Annotated in this window: 16 protein-coding genes and 2 pseudogenes; 4 read left to right on the top strand and 14 right to left on the bottom strand. The window is 70.7% G+C overall.

The window, feature by feature from the left end; all coding sequences use genetic code 11:
* Positions 1–8 precede the first annotated feature (8 nt).
* From ACFYWX_RS26085 to ACFYWX_RS26075, 3 genes are read right to left on the bottom strand one after another with little or no spacing between them, the layout of a single operon-like run.
* Positions 9–716: a B3/4 domain-containing protein gene (locus tag ACFYWX_RS26085; RefSeq protein ID WP_389426507.1), complete on the bottom strand. Its 708-nt coding sequence runs from the start codon at positions 714–716 to the stop codon at positions 9–11.
* 58 nt (positions 717–774) lie between these two features.
* Complete coding sequence (locus ACFYWX_RS26080) at positions 775–1,236, bottom strand: FMN-binding negative transcriptional regulator (protein ID WP_389426506.1); 462 nt, start codon at positions 1,234–1,236, stop codon at positions 775–777.
* A 46-nt stretch (positions 1,237–1,282) separates the two neighbouring features.
* Positions 1,283–2,119 (bottom strand): EamA family transporter, encoded by an 837-nt coding sequence (locus ACFYWX_RS26075; RefSeq protein ID WP_389426505.1) that lies wholly within the window; start codon positions 2,117–2,119, stop codon positions 1,283–1,285.
* Positions 2,120–2,234: 115 nt separating this feature from the next.
* Here ACFYWX_RS26075 and ACFYWX_RS26070 point away from each other — a divergent pair, with 115 nt between their 5' ends.
* Positions 2,235–2,819 carry a helix-turn-helix domain-containing protein gene (locus tag ACFYWX_RS26070; protein ID WP_389426504.1) on the top strand — a complete coding sequence of 195 codons (585 nt, stop codon included), beginning with the start codon at positions 2,235–2,237 and terminating at the stop codon, positions 2,817–2,819.
* Positions 2,820–2,863: 44 nt separating this feature from the next.
* On the opposite strand, the gene ACFYWX_RS26065 is transcribed toward ACFYWX_RS26070, so the two are convergent.
* Both ACFYWX_RS26065 and ACFYWX_RS26060 read right to left on the bottom strand, forming a co-directional pair.
* Positions 2,864–4,516 (bottom strand): glycoside hydrolase 43 family protein, encoded by a 1,653-nt coding sequence (locus ACFYWX_RS26065; protein ID WP_389426503.1) that lies wholly within the window; start codon positions 4,514–4,516, stop codon positions 2,864–2,866.
* 173 nt (positions 4,517–4,689) lie between these two features.
* Positions 4,690–5,919 carry a PP2C family protein-serine/threonine phosphatase gene (locus ACFYWX_RS26060; RefSeq protein ID WP_389426502.1) on the bottom strand — a complete coding sequence of 410 codons (1,230 nt, stop codon included), beginning with the start codon at positions 5,917–5,919 and terminating at the stop codon, positions 4,690–4,692.
* A 198-nt stretch (positions 5,920–6,117) separates the two neighbouring features.
* Between ACFYWX_RS26060 and ACFYWX_RS26055 the strand changes: the two genes are divergently transcribed.
* Both ACFYWX_RS26055 and ACFYWX_RS26050 read left to right on the top strand, forming a co-directional pair.
* A complete protein-coding gene (locus ACFYWX_RS26055; protein WP_389426501.1) occupies positions 6,118–7,962 on the top strand; it encodes a hypothetical protein in 1,845 nt (614 codons plus the stop codon).
* 7 nt (positions 7,963–7,969) lie between these two features.
* Positions 7,970–9,286 (top strand): hypothetical protein, encoded by a 1,317-nt coding sequence (locus ACFYWX_RS26050; protein WP_389426500.1) that lies wholly within the window; start codon positions 7,970–7,972, stop codon positions 9,284–9,286.
* A gap of 40 nt (positions 9,287–9,326) precedes the next feature.
* Here ACFYWX_RS26050 and ACFYWX_RS26045 read toward each other — a convergent pair whose 3' ends face one another.
* From ACFYWX_RS26045 to ACFYWX_RS26010, 8 genes and pseudogenes are all read right to left on the bottom strand, one after another.
* Complete coding sequence (locus ACFYWX_RS26045; RefSeq protein WP_389426499.1) at positions 9,327–9,971, bottom strand: pyridoxamine 5'-phosphate oxidase family protein; 645 nt, start codon at positions 9,969–9,971, stop codon at positions 9,327–9,329.
* A 36-nt stretch (positions 9,972–10,007) separates the two neighbouring features.
* Positions 10,008–11,249, bottom strand: coding sequence for a globin domain-containing protein (locus ACFYWX_RS26040; RefSeq protein WP_389426498.1), 1,242 nt, complete (start codon positions 11,247–11,249; stop codon positions 10,008–10,010).
* A 273-nt stretch (positions 11,250–11,522) separates the two neighbouring features.
* Positions 11,523–12,124 (bottom strand): annotated as a pseudogene (locus ACFYWX_RS26035) (response regulator).
* 271 nt (positions 12,125–12,395) lie between these two features.
* A pseudogene (locus ACFYWX_RS26030) lies at positions 12,396–12,659 on the bottom strand (MMPL family transporter); the annotation flags it as partial.
* Between the two features lie 54 nt (positions 12,660–12,713).
* Entirely contained in the window at positions 12,714–12,851 is a 138-nt protein-coding gene (locus ACFYWX_RS26025; RefSeq protein WP_389426497.1) for a hypothetical protein, read from the bottom strand.
* Positions 12,848–13,897: a zinc-binding dehydrogenase gene (locus tag ACFYWX_RS26020; protein WP_389426496.1), complete on the bottom strand. Its 1,050-nt coding sequence runs from the start codon at positions 13,895–13,897 to the stop codon at positions 12,848–12,850. Before ACFYWX_RS26020 ends, ACFYWX_RS26025 begins: the two co-directional genes overlap by 4 nt.
* Complete coding sequence (locus tag ACFYWX_RS26015) at positions 13,894–14,754, bottom strand: fumarylacetoacetate hydrolase family protein (protein ID WP_389426495.1); 861 nt, start codon at positions 14,752–14,754, stop codon at positions 13,894–13,896. Before ACFYWX_RS26015 ends, ACFYWX_RS26020 begins: the two co-directional genes overlap by 4 nt.
* Positions 14,755–14,799: 45 nt before the next feature.
* A complete protein-coding gene (locus ACFYWX_RS26010; protein ID WP_389426494.1) occupies positions 14,800–15,624 on the bottom strand; it encodes an IclR family transcriptional regulator in 825 nt (274 codons plus the stop codon).
* A 47-nt stretch (positions 15,625–15,671) separates the two neighbouring features.
* On the opposite strand from ACFYWX_RS26010, the gene ACFYWX_RS26005 reads away from it, so the two are divergent.
* Positions 15,672–17,387, top strand: coding sequence for an IlvD/Edd family dehydratase (locus ACFYWX_RS26005; RefSeq protein WP_389426493.1), 1,716 nt, complete (start codon positions 15,672–15,674; stop codon positions 17,385–17,387).
* Positions 17,388–17,473: 86 nt separating this feature from the next.
* Here ACFYWX_RS26005 and ACFYWX_RS26000 read toward each other — a convergent pair whose 3' ends face one another.
* Positions 17,474–18,175 carry a FadR/GntR family transcriptional regulator gene (locus ACFYWX_RS26000; protein ID WP_389426492.1) on the bottom strand — a complete coding sequence of 234 codons (702 nt, stop codon included), beginning with the start codon at positions 18,173–18,175 and terminating at the stop codon, positions 17,474–17,476.
* Positions 18,176–18,323: the final 148 nt, after the last annotated feature.

Below are 18,323 nucleotides of genomic sequence, written 5' to 3'. Positions count from 1 at the left end.
CAAGCAGCTCACGTGGTGGCCCGGGGGTGTGCCGGGCTGAGGTAGTGCACGGCGGTCTGCGCCGTGTGCGGGGCGAGCAGGCGCTGCAGTTCCTCCGCCGCGACCTTGAGGAGGCCGCCGTCGCGGGTGGCGTGGAGGGTTTCGAGGGCGAAGGCGACGTGTGTGGAGTCCTCGGTGACGCGGGTGCGGTGGGCGTCGCGGTGGTTCCAGTGGCGGGTCAGGACGGTGTCGGCGTCGGCGTAGATGATCTCGCCGGGCTTGGGGTTTTCCACGGTGTCGGGTTCGCCGAGGGGGGTGAAGGACTCGGTGCCGTCGGCGTATCGGATGTCGACGTCGCCGGTGACGTGATCCAGGTCGAAGGCGCCGGCGGGCAGGCCGTGACGGACGGAGACGGCGTTGTAGGAGTCGACGGCCGGGTTGATGCGCGGCAGCGTTCCCTTCTTGGCGAGGCGGCGGCCGAGCGCGTCGACGCTGGGGCGGATACGCCGGGGGTTGGTGCCGAAGGAGCGGTAGGCGGTGTGCCACGCCTCGATGCGGGGGTCGGTCTCGTCGGCCGGCTGCCAGGTGCCGTCGGCGAGCTGCTGCTCAAGGCCCTCCAGAGTTGCGGAGGTTTGGGGCCAGGGCTCACGGCCGCCCAGGCCGGTGGCGGTCACCAGGGCGATGAGGGTGTCGGGGAAGGCGTCCGCGACGGCGGGGGTGATGCGGAAGGCGGGCATGGTCGGGGTTTCCGTTTCCTGCGTCCGGGGGTGTGCGGCGGGGGAGGGGGTCAGGCTTTCAGGTGCCGTTGCGGTCCAGGCGACGGCGCTGCCGGCGTGCGGTGGACATGTCGAGGCCCTGACCGCGTGTCGTGAGGTGGACGGCGACGGCGGTGCGGTGCTCGACGGGCTTGTGGTCGTCGTACTTGAACTTGGCCAGTACGTCGGTCGCCTCCAGGCGCGGGCCGCGGATGCCGGGCAGCATCCGGCCGTAGGGCGGCCGGTCGACGGCCACGGGGGCGTGATCGCCGTCGGGCTGGAACTGGGCGAGCCGGCGGCGCAGCAGCTCGGCCTTGGCCTCGGGGGCGTCGACGACATGGGCGCGGCAGGTGAACTGGACGGCTGCGTAGTAGCTGGTGGGGACGCCGTCGGTGGGCGGAGTGCCGGCCTTGGCGCGCCAGGGACCGAAGTCGTGGCCTTCGGCGATCCAGGTTTGCCATTCGGCTTCGTCGAGGCAGGCGTCCCAGGGCTGGATGAACATGCTGGTCTCCTTGCGTCGTCGGCTGTGGGGTGGGCTCCGGGGCTGCTCAGGTCAGGGCGAGGAGGCTGACGGCGACGGCGGCCGTGCCCAGGCCGACGAGCTGGCCGCGGTGGATGCGTTCGGCGAGCACAGTGCGGGCGAGCAGGACCGTGCCGGCCGGGTAGAGGGCGACCGTCACGGCGACGACGGCGAGGTCCCCGCTGCGGGCGGCGAGCAGGAACAGCAGGTTCGCCACGGAGTCCAGCACCCCCGCGGCTGCGGACATCGCGTACGCGGGCCGCTCCGAGCCCAGCCTGCGGTACATCACCCCCGCCGCGGCCAGGGTGACGGCCGAGGAGACCGCCCGGCCCACGATCAGCGGCGCCACGCCGCTGTCGGACGGCGCTTGGTGCAGGAAGATCAGTTGGAGGGCGATGGCGGCGCCCGCGCCGAGGGCCAGCAGCAGCGCCGTACGGGAGGGGCGCGCCGACCCGGCGCCGTGTCCGGCGCTGACCAGTACGACCGACACCAGCGCGAGCGGCAGACCCACCAGTCCGGCGGCGGCCAGGTGCTCGCCCTGCAACAGGCCCACACCGACCGGCAGCATGGCGGACACCAGCGCGGTCACGGGCGACAGCACGTTCATCGGACCGATGGCCAGCGTGCGGTAGAGCAGGGCGAACGCGGCGGCGGAGGCGACCCCGGACACGGCACCCCAGCCAAGGGCGCCGGCGCTGAACGAGGCGCCGAGCACCGGCCACAGCAACAGCTCGACCGCGAGAGAGGCCGGGGCCGCGATCATCACCGTACGCAGCACATGAGCCTTACGGGCGCCGAGGCCGCCGAGGAAGTCGGCGCATCCATAGGCGAGTGAGCTGCCCAGGGCCAGCAGCAGAGCGATCACAGTACATCCCTTACTATCATTGGAACGACCGCACCGTACAACGTAACGACCGGTCCGTGTCAACCGAACGACCGCGCGGTGCATTGTGGTGGTCAGTGGCGAGGATGGAGATCAGATGGTCGAGACAGGCGCAGCCCTGCGGACGGTCGCGCACAACGTCCGGGCGGCCCGCACCCGCGCGGGCCTGTCCCTGGAGGAACTCAGCCGGCGCGCCCAGGTCAGCAAGGGAGCCCTGGTGGCATTGGAGAAAGCCCAGGGCAACCCCAACCTGGCCACCCTGGTCCGACTGGCCGACACCCTCGGCATCTCGGTGTCCGCCCTGATGCAGGGACCGCCCGAGGGCCGCGTCCGCGTCGTGGCCGCCGACGCCGTGGCACCCCTGTGGACCGGCGACCGGGGCAGCGAGGCCCGGCTCATGCTGACGACCTCAGGTCCGGCCCCTGTCGAGGTCTGGCGCTGGCGACTGGAACCGGACGAGGAATACCCCAGCCACCCCCACCAGGCCGGAGTCGTGGAGACCGTCAGCGTCACCTCCGGCCGGATGACTCTGATCGTCGACGGCACCGAACACACCCTGGAAGCCGGCCAGACCGCCACTTTCGACGGCGACGCCCCTCACACCTACCGCGGCTCCGGTACCGGAACCTGCAGCCTGATCATGACGGTCCACCTGCCGCCCGGTCCCGCTTCCACCACCTGAGCGACACGTCCGGCAGCCTGTGACCGGGGGGAGCGTCGGTCACCTCATGGTGCCGCCAGCTCGAAGCGCCTCACGTTCACGGCGCCGCCGAGCGCCTGGGTGGCGTGATTGAAGATGGCGAACCGATGGCCCATGAAGAACGTCCAGTTGTTGCCCAGGGTGAAGGCGGGCCCCAGAGACGTGAAGCCGGTGCCGTTCGTGCTGTAGGAGAAGCGTGCCTGGCGACCACTGCCGGGGCGGATGTCGGCGTTGACGCGCAGCCAGATGCGGCCGCCCGAGACGTTGGCGCTCGCCGCCTCGCTGCCGGTGCCAGTGGTGTTCCAGTTGCTGTCCATGGTGAGGCCGTTGACCATCACCACCCTGGTCGAGCCGCCGTCGCGCTTGATCCCGATCCATGCGGAGGAGTCGCGCAGGACGGCGAGTCCGGCCCGGTCGCCGTCCCGCATCGCCGAGTGGTCGAGTTCGACGGTGGCGGTGGAGGTGGGGCCCTGTATGCGGTGGGTCAGGGTGTTGCGGGCGGAGTACAGGTCATTGGTCACCGTCGCGGTCTGCAGGCGCAGCCCGTTGTTGACCGACCACTTGGTGTTGTCGGGGTTGTGGTTCCACTCCCATTTGGGCTTGAGGGTGGTCCCGTCGAAGGTGTCGACGCCGGTGAGGGGCGTGACCTGACGGGGCGGCGCCGGAAGGGCCGGGGCGGGGTAGGAGGCGCCCCAGGCGTTGTTGACGAGCTGTATGACGGGCCAGCCGTCCGACGTCCAGCTGATCGGTGCCAGGACGGGGACCCGGCCGCCGGGGTACGCGTCGACGAAGGCCATGTAGTACCAGGCGCCGTTCTGGGTCTGCACGAGCCCGCCCTGGTGCGGGACGCCGCCGCCGGAGATCGGACCGCCCAGGTCGAGCAGGACCTGCCGCATGGTGTACGGCCCGAAGGGGCCGCTCGTCGACTTCAGGATGTACTGGCCGTTGGCCGGGCGGGTGAGGAAGATGTAGTAGTTCCCGTTCCTCTTGTAGAAGCGGGAGCCTTCCAGGGTGCCGACGTTCGACGGGGTGGTGAACACCTGCCGGCTGCGGACCTGGGTGCGTGCGTCGGCGGAGAGCTGGGCGACGTGGATGGTGCTGTTGCCGTACGCGACGTACATCGTGTCGTTGTCGTCGACGAGCAGCCCCGCGTCGTAGTAGACGTTGTCGAGGGTGGTGTGTCTGGTCCAGGGGCCCTCGACGGAGGCGGCGGTGTAGATGTACGTCCGGGCGAAGTCGATCTGTCCCAGCCAGTAGAACGTCCGGTTGGCCGGGCGGTACGCGAGGGAGGACGCCCAGACACCCCTGACGTAGCCGCGCCCGCCGTTGAGGTCGTATTTGGACCCGAAGTCCAGGACCGGCACCGAGTGGCCGGCGAACTCCCAGTTGACGAGGTCGTGACTGCGGAGGATGGGTGCCCCGGGGGAGTAGTGCATCGTCGAGGCCGAGTAGTAATAGGTGTCGCCGACGCGGATGATGTCGATGTCCGCGAAGTCCTGCCAGATCACCGGGTTGGTGTAGTTCGCGGCGGCGAGCAGGGGGTCCTGGGCCGCCATCGGCGGTAACGCGGCGGCGTGGGACGGGGAGGCGCTCGTGAGGGATACCGAGCCCGCCACGATCAGGCCGGAGGCGGTCCGCAGGGCCTCGCGGCGACTGTGATCTTGGTGGGACCATGACATGAGGGAGTCCTCTCGGTCGGTCGTCAGGGGCACGGAGGCTCACGCGTCTTCGAAATGTTTCGAGGATTGCACCGATCGTTACGTCGCCGGAACAGTAGGAACGGTCCATGGCCCCGTCAAGACGTATGGCGTCACAAGGAAGCCGGCTCCTCGAAAGAATCGGCCACGTCTGCTCACAGGGGCAGGACGATCAGGGCGGTGTCATCGGTGTTGCCGGTGCGCGGGAGAAGATCGGACAGGAGCGCGTCGGCCATGGCCTCGGCGTCGGTGTGCCGGTGGCGGCTGAGGGAGCCTGCGAGGCGGTCCAGGCCGGCGTCGATGTCCTCGTCGCGGCGTTCGATCAGGCCGTCGGTGTACAGGACCAGGGTCGCGCCTTCGGTGAAGGGCGTGCGGGCCTGGACGCGGGGGATGTGTTCGGGCCGGGCGCCGAGGGGCGGGTCGGTGGCCTGGTCGAGGAAGACCACGGTGCCGTCGGGATGGAGCAGGGCGGGTGGAGGGTGACCTGCGCAGCTGTAGGCGATGGTGTGGTCGACCCAGTCGATGAAGATCGTCACGGCGGTGGTCGACTCGGCGCCCTGGACGGACCGGGCGTACAGACCGAGGGCGTCCAGGGCCTGGGCCGGGCCCTCGGCGACACGGCAGGCGGCGCTCAGGGCGCTGCGCAGCTGTCCCATGGCGCAGGCGGCCGCCAGGCCGTGGCCGACGACGTCGCCCACAGCAACCGCGAGGTGGCCGTCGGGCAGGTCGACCAGGTCGTACCAGTCACCGCACACGTTCAGGGCGCCGATGGCGGGCCGATAACGCACGGCCGCCCCGTGCGGGCCGGTCGGGCCGGGCGGCGGCAGCATCGCCGCCTGCAGGGCCAGGGCGACCTCGCGTTCGTGGGCGTGCGCCGTGCGCAGGCGGTCGTTGACCTCCTGCAGTTCGCGGGCGCGGGTGTACAGCTCGGCCTCCAGCACGCGGGCCCGGCTGTCGCCGCCCGGGCCGCCGAAGACGTGGATGAGATCGGTGACCTCCTCCACCCGGTGCACAATCAGCGCGACCCGCCCGTCCGGGGCGAGGACAGGGGCGTTGACCGGGCTCCAGAAATGCTCCTGCCAATGGCCGGGACGCGTGGGATCCTCGATGTCGTAGCGCAGCAGGGCCATCGTGTCGCGCTCGCCGGTGGCCACCACGCGCAGCATCGACGCCTCGGTCTCCCGCATGCCGGCCGCGGCCGGCTCATTGGGGTTCTCGGGAAAGACGTCGAAGATGTAGCGGCCCAGCAGCTGCTCGCGGGTGCGCCCGGTCAGCCGCAGGAAGTCCTCGTTGGCCTCGGCGTACACCAGGTCGGGGGTGAGCAGCGCCACCATGCCGGGCAGGGCCCGGAAGACCGCCGCATAGTCGATCCGCGGTTCCCACATGCCTGCCTGCCTCCGCGCCGATCATCGCTGTGCCATTCCACGATAGGAGCGAATGCACGAGGGGGCCCTGGCGTAGCATCCACAGCCACCGTCATTCCGCCGCCGAGGCTGGTGGCCTTCATTCCGGAGGGGCGGCGTAAGCCGCTGCCGGGAACCGCGGGACGCCCCGACGCGTCCTGTCGTAGCCTGGCGCCTGGAATGCCAGACCAACGCGAACAGTGGGGGATACGGGTTCCTGTGGAGAAGGTGGGGGTCGTCCTCGTTCATGGTCTCTTCTCCTCGCAGCAGACCTGGTCCGCCTTCGAGAAACTGATCGCGCGGGACCGCGATCTGGCGCACATCGAGACGCTTCCGTTCGGCTACGCCTCGCCGATCGCCTCGTTCAACCCGCTGCGCCGCATCCCGTCCTTCGACGATGCAGCGGACAGCCTGCGGGGTTTCCTCGAAGTCGAAGCGGCGAGCCATCGGCGGCTGGTTCTGGTATCGCACAGCCAGGGTGGACTGGTGGTCCAGCGCTACCTGGCACGCATGCTGGCCGAGGGCCGGGGCGCCGAACTCACCCGGATCGTCCGGATCGTGATGTTCGCCTGTCCGAACTCCGGCTCCGAGCTCGCGCTCTCACTGCGCCGCAAGTTCTTCCGCCGGCACCCGCAGGAGCGCCAACTGCGGCCGCTCGACGGCATGGTGGCTGAGGCGCAGCGGGCGGTCCTCACCCGCGTGGTGCACGCCCCATCCGTGACGCCGCAGTCCTGCCCCATTGCGATCACCGTCTTCGCCGGGGAGACCGACGGTGTAGTCACTGCGGTCTCGGCACGCAGTGTCTTCCCGGACGCGGGAGTTCTACCGGGCGACCACTTCACCATCATCCGCCCGGACTCACCGCAGCACCGTTCCTACACGGCGCTGAAGCGACTGCTGCCCCTGCCTGCGGGCCACACCGAAGCATCCGTGGCCGACGCACCGGCAAGGGCCACCGTACCCACCGCTGTGCCCGACTGGCACAGCCGGGCCGGGGTGGATCACGAGCAGAACGGCCTGTTCGGGATCGGGCCGGCCGTCGAGCAGTTGCTCGCCGATCTGGCGGGCCCGACCGGTCCCTGGGTGGTCAACGTGCGCGGCGCGGGCGGCGTGGGCAAGACGACTCGGGCCTACGAGGCCGCCCGCCGAATCGCCCAGGAAGGGGTCTTCCGCCACATCCTGTGGACCACGGTCCGCGGCGATGTGCACGAATCCGGTCTGCGAGAAGCCCTGTTCGACCTCGCCGAGCAGCTCGGGGTGCCGCTCGGCCCGGACCGCAGGGGGTGGGAGACGGAGCTGCGGACGGCCTTACGGGCGGCCGGCGACACCGGGCGGGTACTGGCGGTGGTGGACAACCTGGAGGTGGCGAGTCAGGCCACGGCCATGGTCGAAGGGCTGCGCCGGGCCGGTTTCGTCCGGCCGCACAAGCTCATGGTCACCAGTCGCAGCGTGGTCCACGATCCGGACCACGGGATCAAGGAGCATCCGGTCACCGGCCTCGGCGCGGAGGCGGCGATCGCCCTCATCCGGCATGTAGGAGCAGGCGACCCGGAGTTCGCCGAGGCTCCCGGGACCACCTACACCCCGGTGGTGCGGATCACCGAGGGCAATCCGTACCTGATGCGGCTGGCGATCCGGCGCTACCTCTCGACCCGGATGCCACTGCCCGACGTGGTGGACGAGCTCACCGCGCTGGAGCGCCGGGCCCCGGACGGAGGTGAACAGCTGGCGGTGCACATCAAGAACCATCTGTTCGACCGCTCGCTGGCGGAGTTCGACCTGAGCGTCGGCGCGGAACCGGCGCACCGACTGATGGCGGCGTTCTGCGCCAGACGTCGCGGAGACCGGGTGGGGACGGGCGAGTTGATGGACCTCAGCGGGCTGGCGGACAGCGAGCTGCGCCGCACGCTGCGCGGCGGACACGACCTGGAGCTCATCCAGGCGTCCCGGCTCAACCAGCTGTACTCCATCCACAGTCTGCTGTACGAGTACACCAAGCCACGCCCGGACGTACCGCGGCGGTGACTGTGTGATGTCGCGGCGCGGTTACTGCGGTGAGCAGCCGGAGGTGTGGCGCACCACCGTGCTGCGGTCGTTCGGCATCGCCCTGGAGCGGGTGGCTGCCGACCGCGACGTGGCGGACGATGAGCTCCAGGAGGCCGTCAACGCCCTGGACAATGTGGTGCGGTACGGCATCGAGGTGGACGGCCTGACGCTCTCGCGCTTTCTGACCGGGCTCGTCCAGGTGTCGGTCAGCGCAGGCGAGCACGGTGATCGGTTCGGCGAGTTCGACCTGATCTCCGTCATCGACCGCAGCCTGCCGCTGGCGGTGGCGGCCGCTCTGCCGACCTGGCCGTTGCACGTGGCGAAGGCGTCGTACTACTCACGCCAGGAAGAAGGGCGCACCGCCCGCCAGGAGGCGCTCCGGGCGGCTCAGCAGGCCTGTGCCGGCAACCGCGACGAGGTCGCCGTCGGGTTGATGCTGGCGCAGCACCACATCGACATCTGCCGGTACCGGGAGGCCGACCGGCTGCTCGACCGGTGCCGTCGGCTCTGCGAGGACGATCCCGCATGCGCCGACCGCCGGCCCGAACTGCACATCTGCTACGGCAACTTGTACTACGTGCAGGGGGCGCTACGGAGGGCGCTGCACCATTTCCAGGCCGCCCTGGCCACGGCGGGCGATCCCGTTTCCGTCCCGGACCACCGAGCGGCGGTGCGGGCACACCACTACAGCGGCAAGATCCTCAGTGCCCTGGGTCGGCATCAGGAGGCACTCGTCCAGTTGCTGCGGATGGAGGACTACCCCTGCGTCAGCGAGGCCGAGCGGATGCGCCGCTCCGGCTTCCTGCACCTGCGGTTGGGTGAGGTGCTCACGGCCGCCGGGAGCCTGGACGAGGCGTACGCCCACCTCTCCGAATCGCGCAGGATTCTCGGCCGATTACGGGAGAGCGGCACCGCGCAGGCCATTCTGGACGCGGCCGTGGCGACCCTGCACATGCGGCGGGGGCACCAGGAGGACGCCCTCGCGGTGCTGGCCGGGGCGGTGGCGGCCTCCCGGCGCAACGGGTACCAGCGCGGCGTGGTGCTGTTCGAGAGCAAGGCCGCTCTCTGTCACCTGCGCGGTCGTGACTGGGCCGGGACACTGCGCAGTGGGAGCGCGGCGCTCGGAGCCTGGATCCGGCTGAACGGTGTGGGCAACCTCCCCCGAGCGGCGCTCGGGTCCGTGGAGTACGTCGGCTCGGCACTGCTGCAGCGCGTCCGCCGGGGCCGCCGCACACCGGTCCGCGTTGGTGTGGTGCGCTGCCCGTGCGGGAACTGCCGGGCGGGTGCTGTGGCGGGTGTTTGAGAGATCGATCCCGGCGGATGCGGTGACCACCTCTGTCGCGTCACCTGGGCCGTTGCAAGGCGCTCTGTGCGCGCTGGGCTTGGCCGGCGCCGTCCCGGGGCCCGGTGAAATAGTCCGTGTCCTTGGGGCGCGAGGCGTCATGGCTGGTGGAACGGGGGGCCGGTTCCAGGTGGGGTATGTGCTTGGAGCAGTGGATGTAGGCCTCCTCGACGCTCAGGTGGACCCACATCTCGGGGCTTCGCCCGGGCGCGACGTCGGTGGGCAGGCCGGGGTGGAGGGAGCGCAGGCCCGTGTCGGTGTAGAGGCGGGCCGTGCCGTTGACATGAAGTCCCACGTGGTGGTGCGTGAAATCCACGAAGAGCATGCCGAGGTGCGGATTCTCCGTCATGTTTCCGGCGCTGGCGAGCACACCGTTGCCGCGGAATTCGGGGTACGCGAGCGTGTGGTCGTCGATCACGTGGACAAATCCCGGCGGCCCGGCGCGGAAGCTGGCATCACATTCTCCATGGGAGTCGGCGGTGGCCAGGAAGACCATGGCCTGGCGGCCGATGAAGTCCCGCATCTCGGGTGTGAGGCAGGGGCGAACCTGTTGATCGTAGAACCGGGCGGCGCGGTCGGCGGTGCCCAGTTGCTGCTGCAGCAGGTGTTCACCTGCTGATCCGAAGGGCGGCGGAGGCAAGGTCACGGGGCGTTCTCCTGGCAGGATGGTCAAGCGCTTGGCTCAGCGAAAGGACAGGACGGGCGTCTCGAACGGGTCGTGATGGATGCGGTCGGGCGGGGTGCCGCGCAGCGTGAGCGTCTCGGTGGCGGCGACGACCATCGGGGCCGGCCCGCTGAGATAGACGTCGTGCTGGTACCACGGTCCGTACTCGGCCAGAACCTCCGGCAGGGACCCCCTGATCCCGGGCACGTACTCCTGGGAGACCGCACCCCTGATGGTCAGCCAGTGGTGCCGCTGGGCCATCCGCAGCATGTCGTCGACCCCGTACAGCTCGGCGCCGGTTCGGGCGCCGAGGAACAGGTCGACCCGGTGGCGCTCGCCGCGACGGGCGACCTCTTCGACCAGCGCGCGGATCGGGGCGAGACCGGTGCCGCCCGCCACACACAGCAGGTCGCTGTAGGTGGCGGCGTCCAGAACCATGTCTCCCAGCGGGGGCCCCAGCTGAATCACGTCGCCCACCGCGGCTTGGTGCACCAGTGCGCTGCTGACGCAGCCGCCGGCCACCGCGCGCACGTGAAAGGTGAGGGTGCCGTCCTCACGGGGCGCGTTGGCGGGAGAGTAGTAGCGCCACAGCTTCGGCCACCAGGGCGTCTCGACGCTTACGTACTGTCCGGCGGCGTATTCGTAGGGCATGTGGGGACGCACGGTGATTTCGACGATGTTGTGTCCCCGCGAGACACGGTGGACGACCGTGGCGGGCCACACGGCGGGCCGAATCGCCTCGTCCTGCTCGGCAGCACTGATCATGACGTCGGCGACTGCGCCATACGCTTTGGTCCAGGCGGCGGCGATGTCCGCGGTCCACGCGGGGCCGGCGTAGCGGGCCAAGGAGGCGAGGAGGCACTCGCCCACGGCCGGGAAGTGCGCACTGAGCGTGCCGAACTTGCGGTGATCGCGTCCGAGGTGTCCGCAGAAGCGCACCAGGCTCTCAGGGTCGTCGACCAGCTCCACGATGCGCAGCAGCGCGCGCAGCAGGCGGCCGCGCTGGGTGTCCATTCCCGGCGGGAACAGGGAGCGGACCTCGGGGTAGCGGGCGAAGAGGACCGCGTAGAAGTAGACCGTCATGTCTGCGGCGAACGGCTCGACCACCGAGACGGAGGCGCGTATGAGGTCTTGCTCGTGCGCCGACAGCGGTGCCTCGACGACCTCGGGCTCCACGACATGGACCGCCGGGGTGGGTGCCGAGCGCTCCGGAGACGGGTACGCGGTGGCGCTGCGTGAGCGGTTGATCCGGAATCTCAAGGGACCAGTGCTCCCCGGTCCGTTGTTCGAGCACGGAATCTTCGTCTCAGGAGAGCGGCGATCGGGGTGTCGACGTCTGCGAGCATGGGTCCTCATCGGGGCGGCAGCGTTGAAACGGATCAAACCGTTCCGGACGTTACAGGACCGCATGGGTGACTCAGAAGTAACTCCCGTAACACGATCTTGTTGAAGTGCCGTGGTCGGGCGTGACCGGTGGGGCGGTTCGCCGGGCGGCCAGTGGGCCGGCTCGCCCAGCGCCGCTGGGGGGCATATTCAGGTCGGACGTACCAATCCCATGTCGTACGCGAAGATCACCGCCTGGACCCGGTCCCGGGCATCGATCTTGTTGAGGATGCGGCTGACGTGGGACTTCACGGTGGACTCGGCGAGGGACAGCCTGCCTGCGATCTCGGCGTTGGTCCGGCCGGCGGCGACGGCGGTGAGCACCTCACGTTCACGTTCGGTGAGGGCGGCCAGCCGACGTTCCTGGTCAGGAGTGTGGCCGGGGAGATGGCTGGTGTAGGCGTCGATGAGCTTGCGGGTCAGGCCGGGGGAGATGACGGCGTCCCCGGCGGCCACAGCCCGGATGCCGGCGACCAGCTCGTCGGGAAGGGCGTCCTTGAGGAGGAACCCGCTGGCGCCGGCGCGAAGGGCGGCGAGGCGTACTCGTCGAGGTCGAAGGTGGTCAGGACCAGGACGCGGGAGCGGCCCCCGGACTCCACGATGCGGGAGGTGGCCTCGATGCCGTCCATACCGGGCATCCGTACGTCCATCAGGACGACGTCGGGGCGCAGTTCGGCGGTCATGCGGACGGCTTCGGCGCCGTGCGTTGCCTCGCCGACGACGCTCAGGTCGGGGTGCTGTTCCATGAGCATGCTGAAGCCGAGGCGTTGCAGGGCCTGGTCGTCGACGTGGGTGTTGGGGCCGGCGGTGACATGGCCGAGGCCAGACGGCTGATGATCGTCACGATCATGCGCTGCTCGGCGTCACTGGTCAGGGATTCCGGGAGTCGGCGTGCGCGCTCCGCGGAGCGCTGTGTCGGCGGGGATCCGCTGGGTGCGGTCACGGAGGAGGCCTTTCACTGTGCGAGCCCGTACCGCCCGCCGGCCCACGGGAGTGGACCGGCGGGCGGCGACCGAGGACACGTCAGCCGTTTCGCGTCAGCTCCGTGCGCGCTTTTGCCGTTGCCGGGCGCACATCGCCCGAACCGCCGTCGACGCCGCTGCTCGGCTGTGCGCCTTCGAGTGCCTGGCGCAGCTTCTCACCTTCGACATCGACGTTGGGCATGACCCGGTCCAACCATCCGGGCAGCGCCCAGACACGGCGGCCCAGCAACGCCATTACCGCCGGGACGAGGGCCATCCGGACGACGAACGCGTCGAAGAGGACGGCGGAGGCAAGACCCAGGCCGGCGCTCCCGGTACCCGGGAAGCGAATGGGGAGGCGGCGGCCGGTACCGCGGTACTACTGCCGAACTGCCGTGCTCACAGGCGCAGACTGGTCATGCCTCCGTCCAACGTCGACGTCGAGGACACGCGTCCACTCGGTGTCGTCGTTCTCGGCGACGTCGCCGACCGCGCCGACACCGTGGAACTCGCTCATGGGGTTGTCCTTGCCCGACCGAGTCGGGGGTCGACGTGGATCTTGGGGCCGGGGCCGGCGCCGGCCGGGCGTTCGCCGGCGAGGACGGGGCCGACCTCGTCGAGGCCGATGGTGGCGGCGACGAGGGGTCTGGGGTCGACCGTCTTGGCGGCGTAGGCGTGGATGGTGGCGTCGAGACCGGGGGAGGCGGACAGGACGCCGACCGCGGTGACGTCCTTCAGAGCGAGGGTGCGGGTGTCGATCCGGCTGGGTTCGCCGGCCAGGCCGATGTACACCAGGCGGCCGGCCGGCTCGACCAACTCCAGGGCTCTTTCCGGCAGATGGGCGGCGTTCGAGGCGTCGACGACCGCGTCGAACGGCAGGTCCGGCACGGAGTCCTCCGTCCACACGCGCGCGAAGCCCAGTTCGCGGGCGAAGGCGAGGGAGCTTTCGGTGTTGCCCATGAGGTGGATCTCGGCACCGGCGGCGCCAAGGAACATCGCGACGAGGAGGCCGATGGTCCCCGGGCCCAGGATCAGGGCGCGGTCCCCGGGTTGGGGTGCGGCGGCCCGTGCGGCGCGCAGGGCGTTGCCGCCCGGTTCCACGAGGGCGCCGAGTACGGCGTCGACGGAGTCGGGGAGGGAGTGCAACGAGGAGACAGGTACGGCGAGTTGCTCGGCCAGGGCACCGGCCTGGCCCCCGCGGATGCCGACCTCGCGCCGCTTCTCGCACACGTGCTGGTGGCCGCGCAGGCAGCGGCGGCAGGTGCCGCACCCGAGCATCGTGTCGCCCATGGCGCGGCGGCCGAGCCAGGCCGGGTCGACGCCGTCGCCGACCGCCGCGACGCGGCCGGCCCACTCGTGGCCGAGCCGCATGGGGTAGGAGGAGTGTCCTTGGTGGAGGTAGGCCATCGCGCCGGTGAAGAACTCCAAGTCGGTGCCGCACACGCCGACCCGCTCCACGTCGACGACGACTTCGCCGGGCCCGGCCACCGGCGCCGGGAGGTCCTGGACGGCGTACTCGCCAGGACCCTCCAGCACGAAGGCACGTATGGAGCGGCTGCTCACCGCGGCGCGACCACGTTCTGGCGCTGGGCGCCGAGGCCACGGATGCCCAGCTCCATGACGTCGCCCGGCTGCAGCCATACCGGCGGGGTGAGACCCATGCCGACACCGGGCGGGGTGCCCGTGTTGATCAGGTCGCCGGGCTCCAGCACGAGGAACTGGCTGAGGTAGTGCACGATGAAGTAAGGGTCGAAGATCATCGTCTTGGTGTTGCCGTTCTGCCGGCGCACGCCGTTGACGTCCAGCCACATGTCGAGGGCGAGGACGTCGTCGATCTCGTCGGTGGTGGCCAGCCAGGGGCCCGCGGGGTTGAAGGTCTCGGCGGACTTGCCCTTGGCCCACTGCCCGCCGCGTTCCAACTGGAAGGAGCGCTCGCTGACGTCGTTGACGACCACATAGCCGGCGATGGCGTCGCGCGCCTCGTCCACCGAGTCGAGGTAGCTGGTGCGCCGGCCGATGACGATGCCGAGTTCCACCTCCCAGTCGGTCTTGGTGGAACCGCGCGGGATGCGCACGTCGTCGTGGGGGCCGACGAGGGTGTTGGGCGACTTGGTGAACAGGATCGGCTCGTCGGGGACGGCCATGCCGCTCTCGGCCGCGTGGTCGCGGTAGTTGAGCCCGATGCACAGGATCTGATGCGGGCGTGCGATGGGGGCGCCGACGCGTTCCCCGGTGAAGCGGGACACCTGGCCCGCCTCCGCCCGCTGGGCCACGACGGGGCGGACGCGGTCGATGCCGCCCGACCCGAAGAAGGCCTCGTCGAAGTCCGTGACGATGTCGGAGAGGTCGACGTAGGTCTCGTCGTCGATGCGAGCGACGGGCTTCTCGGCGCCGGGGGCACCGATGCGCATGAGGTACACGGGTCTGTCTCCAGGGTCGGGGCGATGGGGGAGCGACTGGGCGCTTCAGGAATGCGGCTCACCGAGAGGGCCGAGCAGGGCGCGGATCTCGTCGAGCGCGTCGACGAGGGTGGCCAGGGGCGTCCGGTAGGCGAGCGCGCTGATGCTCACCGCTCCGGAGGGGGTCGTGGGCGAGGTGGCGTACACGGGCAGGGCGAGGCAGTTGACCCCGGTCTCGTTCTCCTGGTCGTCGCAGGCGTAGCCCCGTTCGGCCGTGGCCCGCAGTTCCTGGTGCAGATCGGCGGCCGTGCACAGGGTCCGCGGTGTGCGGCGCTCCAGAGGTGAGGCGCCGACCCACGCTTCGACCTGCGCACGGGTGCCCGATCGCCGGGCGAGCAGCAGCTTGCCCACGGCGGTGGCGTGGGCGGGGTTGCGCCCGCCGATCGCCGAGGTCAGCCGGACGGCGCCGGTGGGCGGATCGACCTTGGCGCGGTAGACGACCTCGCGGCCGTCGAGAACCGCGTAGTGGGCCGTCTCTCCGAACCGGTGCGCCAGCGCTTCGAGTACGGGGCGGACACGGACGTGGTCGGGCCGGGCCTCGTGGTGGGCGAAGGCCATGCGCAGGAACTCGTCCCCGAGCACATAGCGGCCGCGGGCGTCCTGGCCGGCCAGACCGGCCCGGCGCAGGGCGCCGAGGGCCCGGTGCACGGTCGGCTTGGGACTGCCGATCGCGCGGGTCAGCTCGTCGAGGCCCGCGCCGTCGGGATACCGGGCGAGCTCCTTGAGGACGGCGAGCACCCGGTCCGAGCCGACCAGCCGGCCGCCGTCGGCGCCTGTCGCGCCGTCCTCGCCGGGGCCTGCCGATCCGTCATATGTCTGCGTATGCTTCATGACATTCCAAACTTTAGATCGGCGTACCGGTTATTGGAAGGAGTTCCATGGCGAGGCTCCGCAGCGCACAGTGGTACGAGGGTCAGGACCGCAACGCCTACATCCACCGGGCATGGATGCGACGGGGTGTTCCGGGGGACGCCTTCACCGGCCGGCCGCAGATCGCCATCGCCAACACCGCCTCGGACCTGACCCCCTGCAACGCGCACCTGAACGAGGTCGCGGCCTCGGTGCGCAACGGCGTGTACGAGGCGGGCGGGATCCCGCTGGACCTGCCGGTGGTGTCGCTGGGGGAGACGCAGGTGCGGCCCACGGCCATGTTGTGGCGGAACATGGCGGCGATGGCCACGGAGGAGATGCTGCGGGCCAATCCCGTCGACGGCGTGGTCCTGCTCGGCGGCTGCGACAAGACGATCCCTTCGCTGCTCATGGCCGCCGCCTCGGTGGACCTGCCCGCGGTCGTGGTCCCCGGCGGACCGATGCTCAACGGCACCTTCCGCGGCAGCCTGCTGGGCTGCGGCACCGGTGTGTGGCGGCTGTCGGAGGAAGTGCGCGCAGGCACGCTCTCCCAGGAGCAGTTCACCCGCTCCGAGTCGGCGATGATCCGCAGCCGCGGTCACTGCAACACCATGGGCACCGCCTCGACGATGGCGCTCGTGGCCGAGGCGCTGGGCACGGTCGTCCCCGGGGTGGCCGGGACCCCCGCCCCCGACAGCCGTCTGCTGGAGGCCGCGCACCACACCGGCCGGCTGGCCGTGGACATGGTCGGCGCGGACCGACGGCCCGCGACCTTCCTGACCAAGGCGTCCTTCCACAACGCGATCGTCGCGCTGGCCGCCGTCGGCGGCTCGACCAACGCGGTCGTCCACCTCCTGGCGATCGCCGGCCGACTGGGCATCGATCTGACGCTCGACGACTTCGACCGCATCGGCTCCCGCGTGCCGGTCCTGGTGGACCTCCAGCCGGCCGGCCGCTTCCTCATGGAGGACTTCCACCGCGCCGGCGGCCTGCTCGCCGTCCTGCGCGAAGTACGCGACCTGCTCGACCCCGACGCGCTGACCGTCACCGGCAGCCCTCTGGTCGACTCCCTCGACGACGTCCCGATCTGGGACGGGGAGGTCATCCGCACCCGCGCCGAGCCGCTGGTCGCGGAGGGCGGCATCGCCGTCCTGCGCGGCAACCTCGCACCCGACGGCGCGCTCATCAAGCCCGCGGCCGCCTCCCCGCACCTACTCCGACACCGGGGCCGGGCGGTCGTCTTCGACTCCATCGAGGACTTCCGCGCCCGCATCGACGATCCCGAGCTCGACGTGGACGCCGGTTCCGTACTCGTCCTGCGCGGCTGCGGCCCCAAGGGCTACCCGGGCATGCCCGAGGTGTCGAACATGCCGCTGCCGAAGAAGCTGCTGGAACAGGGCGTGCGCGACATGGTCCGCGTCTGCGACGGCCGGATGAGCGGCACGGCCTACGGCACCGTGGTCCTGCACGTGGCCCCGGAGGCCGCGGCCGGCGGACCCCTCGCCCTCGTACGGACCGGGGACTTCATCACCCTCGACGTCGAAGCCCGCCGCATCGACGTCGACGTACCCGCCGACGAACTCGCCCGCCGCACCCCCAACGAGGCCACCGTCACCGGCTACGCCAACCCCGGCCGCGGCTGGGAACGGCTCTACGTCGACCACGTCCTCCAAGCCGACACCGGCGCCGACCTCGACTTCCTCGTCGGCTCCAGCGGTTCCGAGGTGAGCCGTGAGTCGCACTGAGGGTCTCCTGGCCGCCGACGCCGCGCTTCTCGACTCGCACCGCGTCCTCGACGGCAACAGGCCACCAGCGGTCCGCCGCGTCGGGCTCAGGGGAGGGACTGGGTGGACTGCAGGTGCTCTCGTAGCCACCGCTCCGTGTTGTTGACGTGCAGCAGGGCCGCCGCCTGGCTGAGGGCGGCGTCGTGGTCGGCCAGAGCGGTGTAGATCGCCTCGTGTTCCGCGAGCGTCCGGCCGGCGGCCTGGGCGTCGACCAGGCCGCGCCAGATGCGGGCACGCAGCGTGCGGCCCGAGATGCCTTCCAGGAGGGTCAGCAGGGACTCGTTGCCCGTGGCCGCGACGACGGCGTGGTGGAACGCCGCGTCGTGGGCGTTCAACACCTCGACGTCCTCGCGGGCGTCCCGCATGGCATCGAGGTGCCGCTTCACCTCGGCCAGCTGCTCCTCGGAGATCCGGGTCGCGGCCAGCGCGGTGGCCAACGGTTCCAGCAGCCGCCGTACCTCCATCAGGTCCAGCAGTGCCCCCGAGTCGCTCTGCATCAGTTCCACCGCACCGCCGAGACCCTCCAGAAGCAGGCTCGGCTGGAGGCTGGTGACGTAGGTGCCGTCGCCCCGTCTGACCTCCAGCACCCGGGCCACGGCCAGCGCCTTGACCGCCTCCCGGGCCAGGTTGCGGGACAGCCCCAGCTGAGCCGCCAGTTCCTGCTCCGGGGGCAGCTTGGAGCCCGGGGGCAGCGCGCCCGTCCGGATCAGCTCACGGATCTGCGCTATGGCCTTGTCCGTCAGGGACAATGCGAACCCCCTCCTTGCGTGTGGTTCCCGGGTACGTCCGACCTGATCAGGCCCGGGACACGAAGATCGTCCCAGGGATCTTCGCGTATGTGCCGACGGTGGGGTTCCGCGTTCCGTGAGACCTGTTCCGGGTTCCGTATACCAAGAG

Origin of the sequence: Streptomyces sp. NPDC002888 (genome assembly GCF_042888465.1) — a bacterium.
Taxonomy (GTDB): domain Bacteria; phylum Actinomycetota; class Actinomycetes; order Streptomycetales; family Streptomycetaceae; genus Streptomyces.
This window is presented reverse-complemented; position numbering and strand designations above follow the sequence as displayed.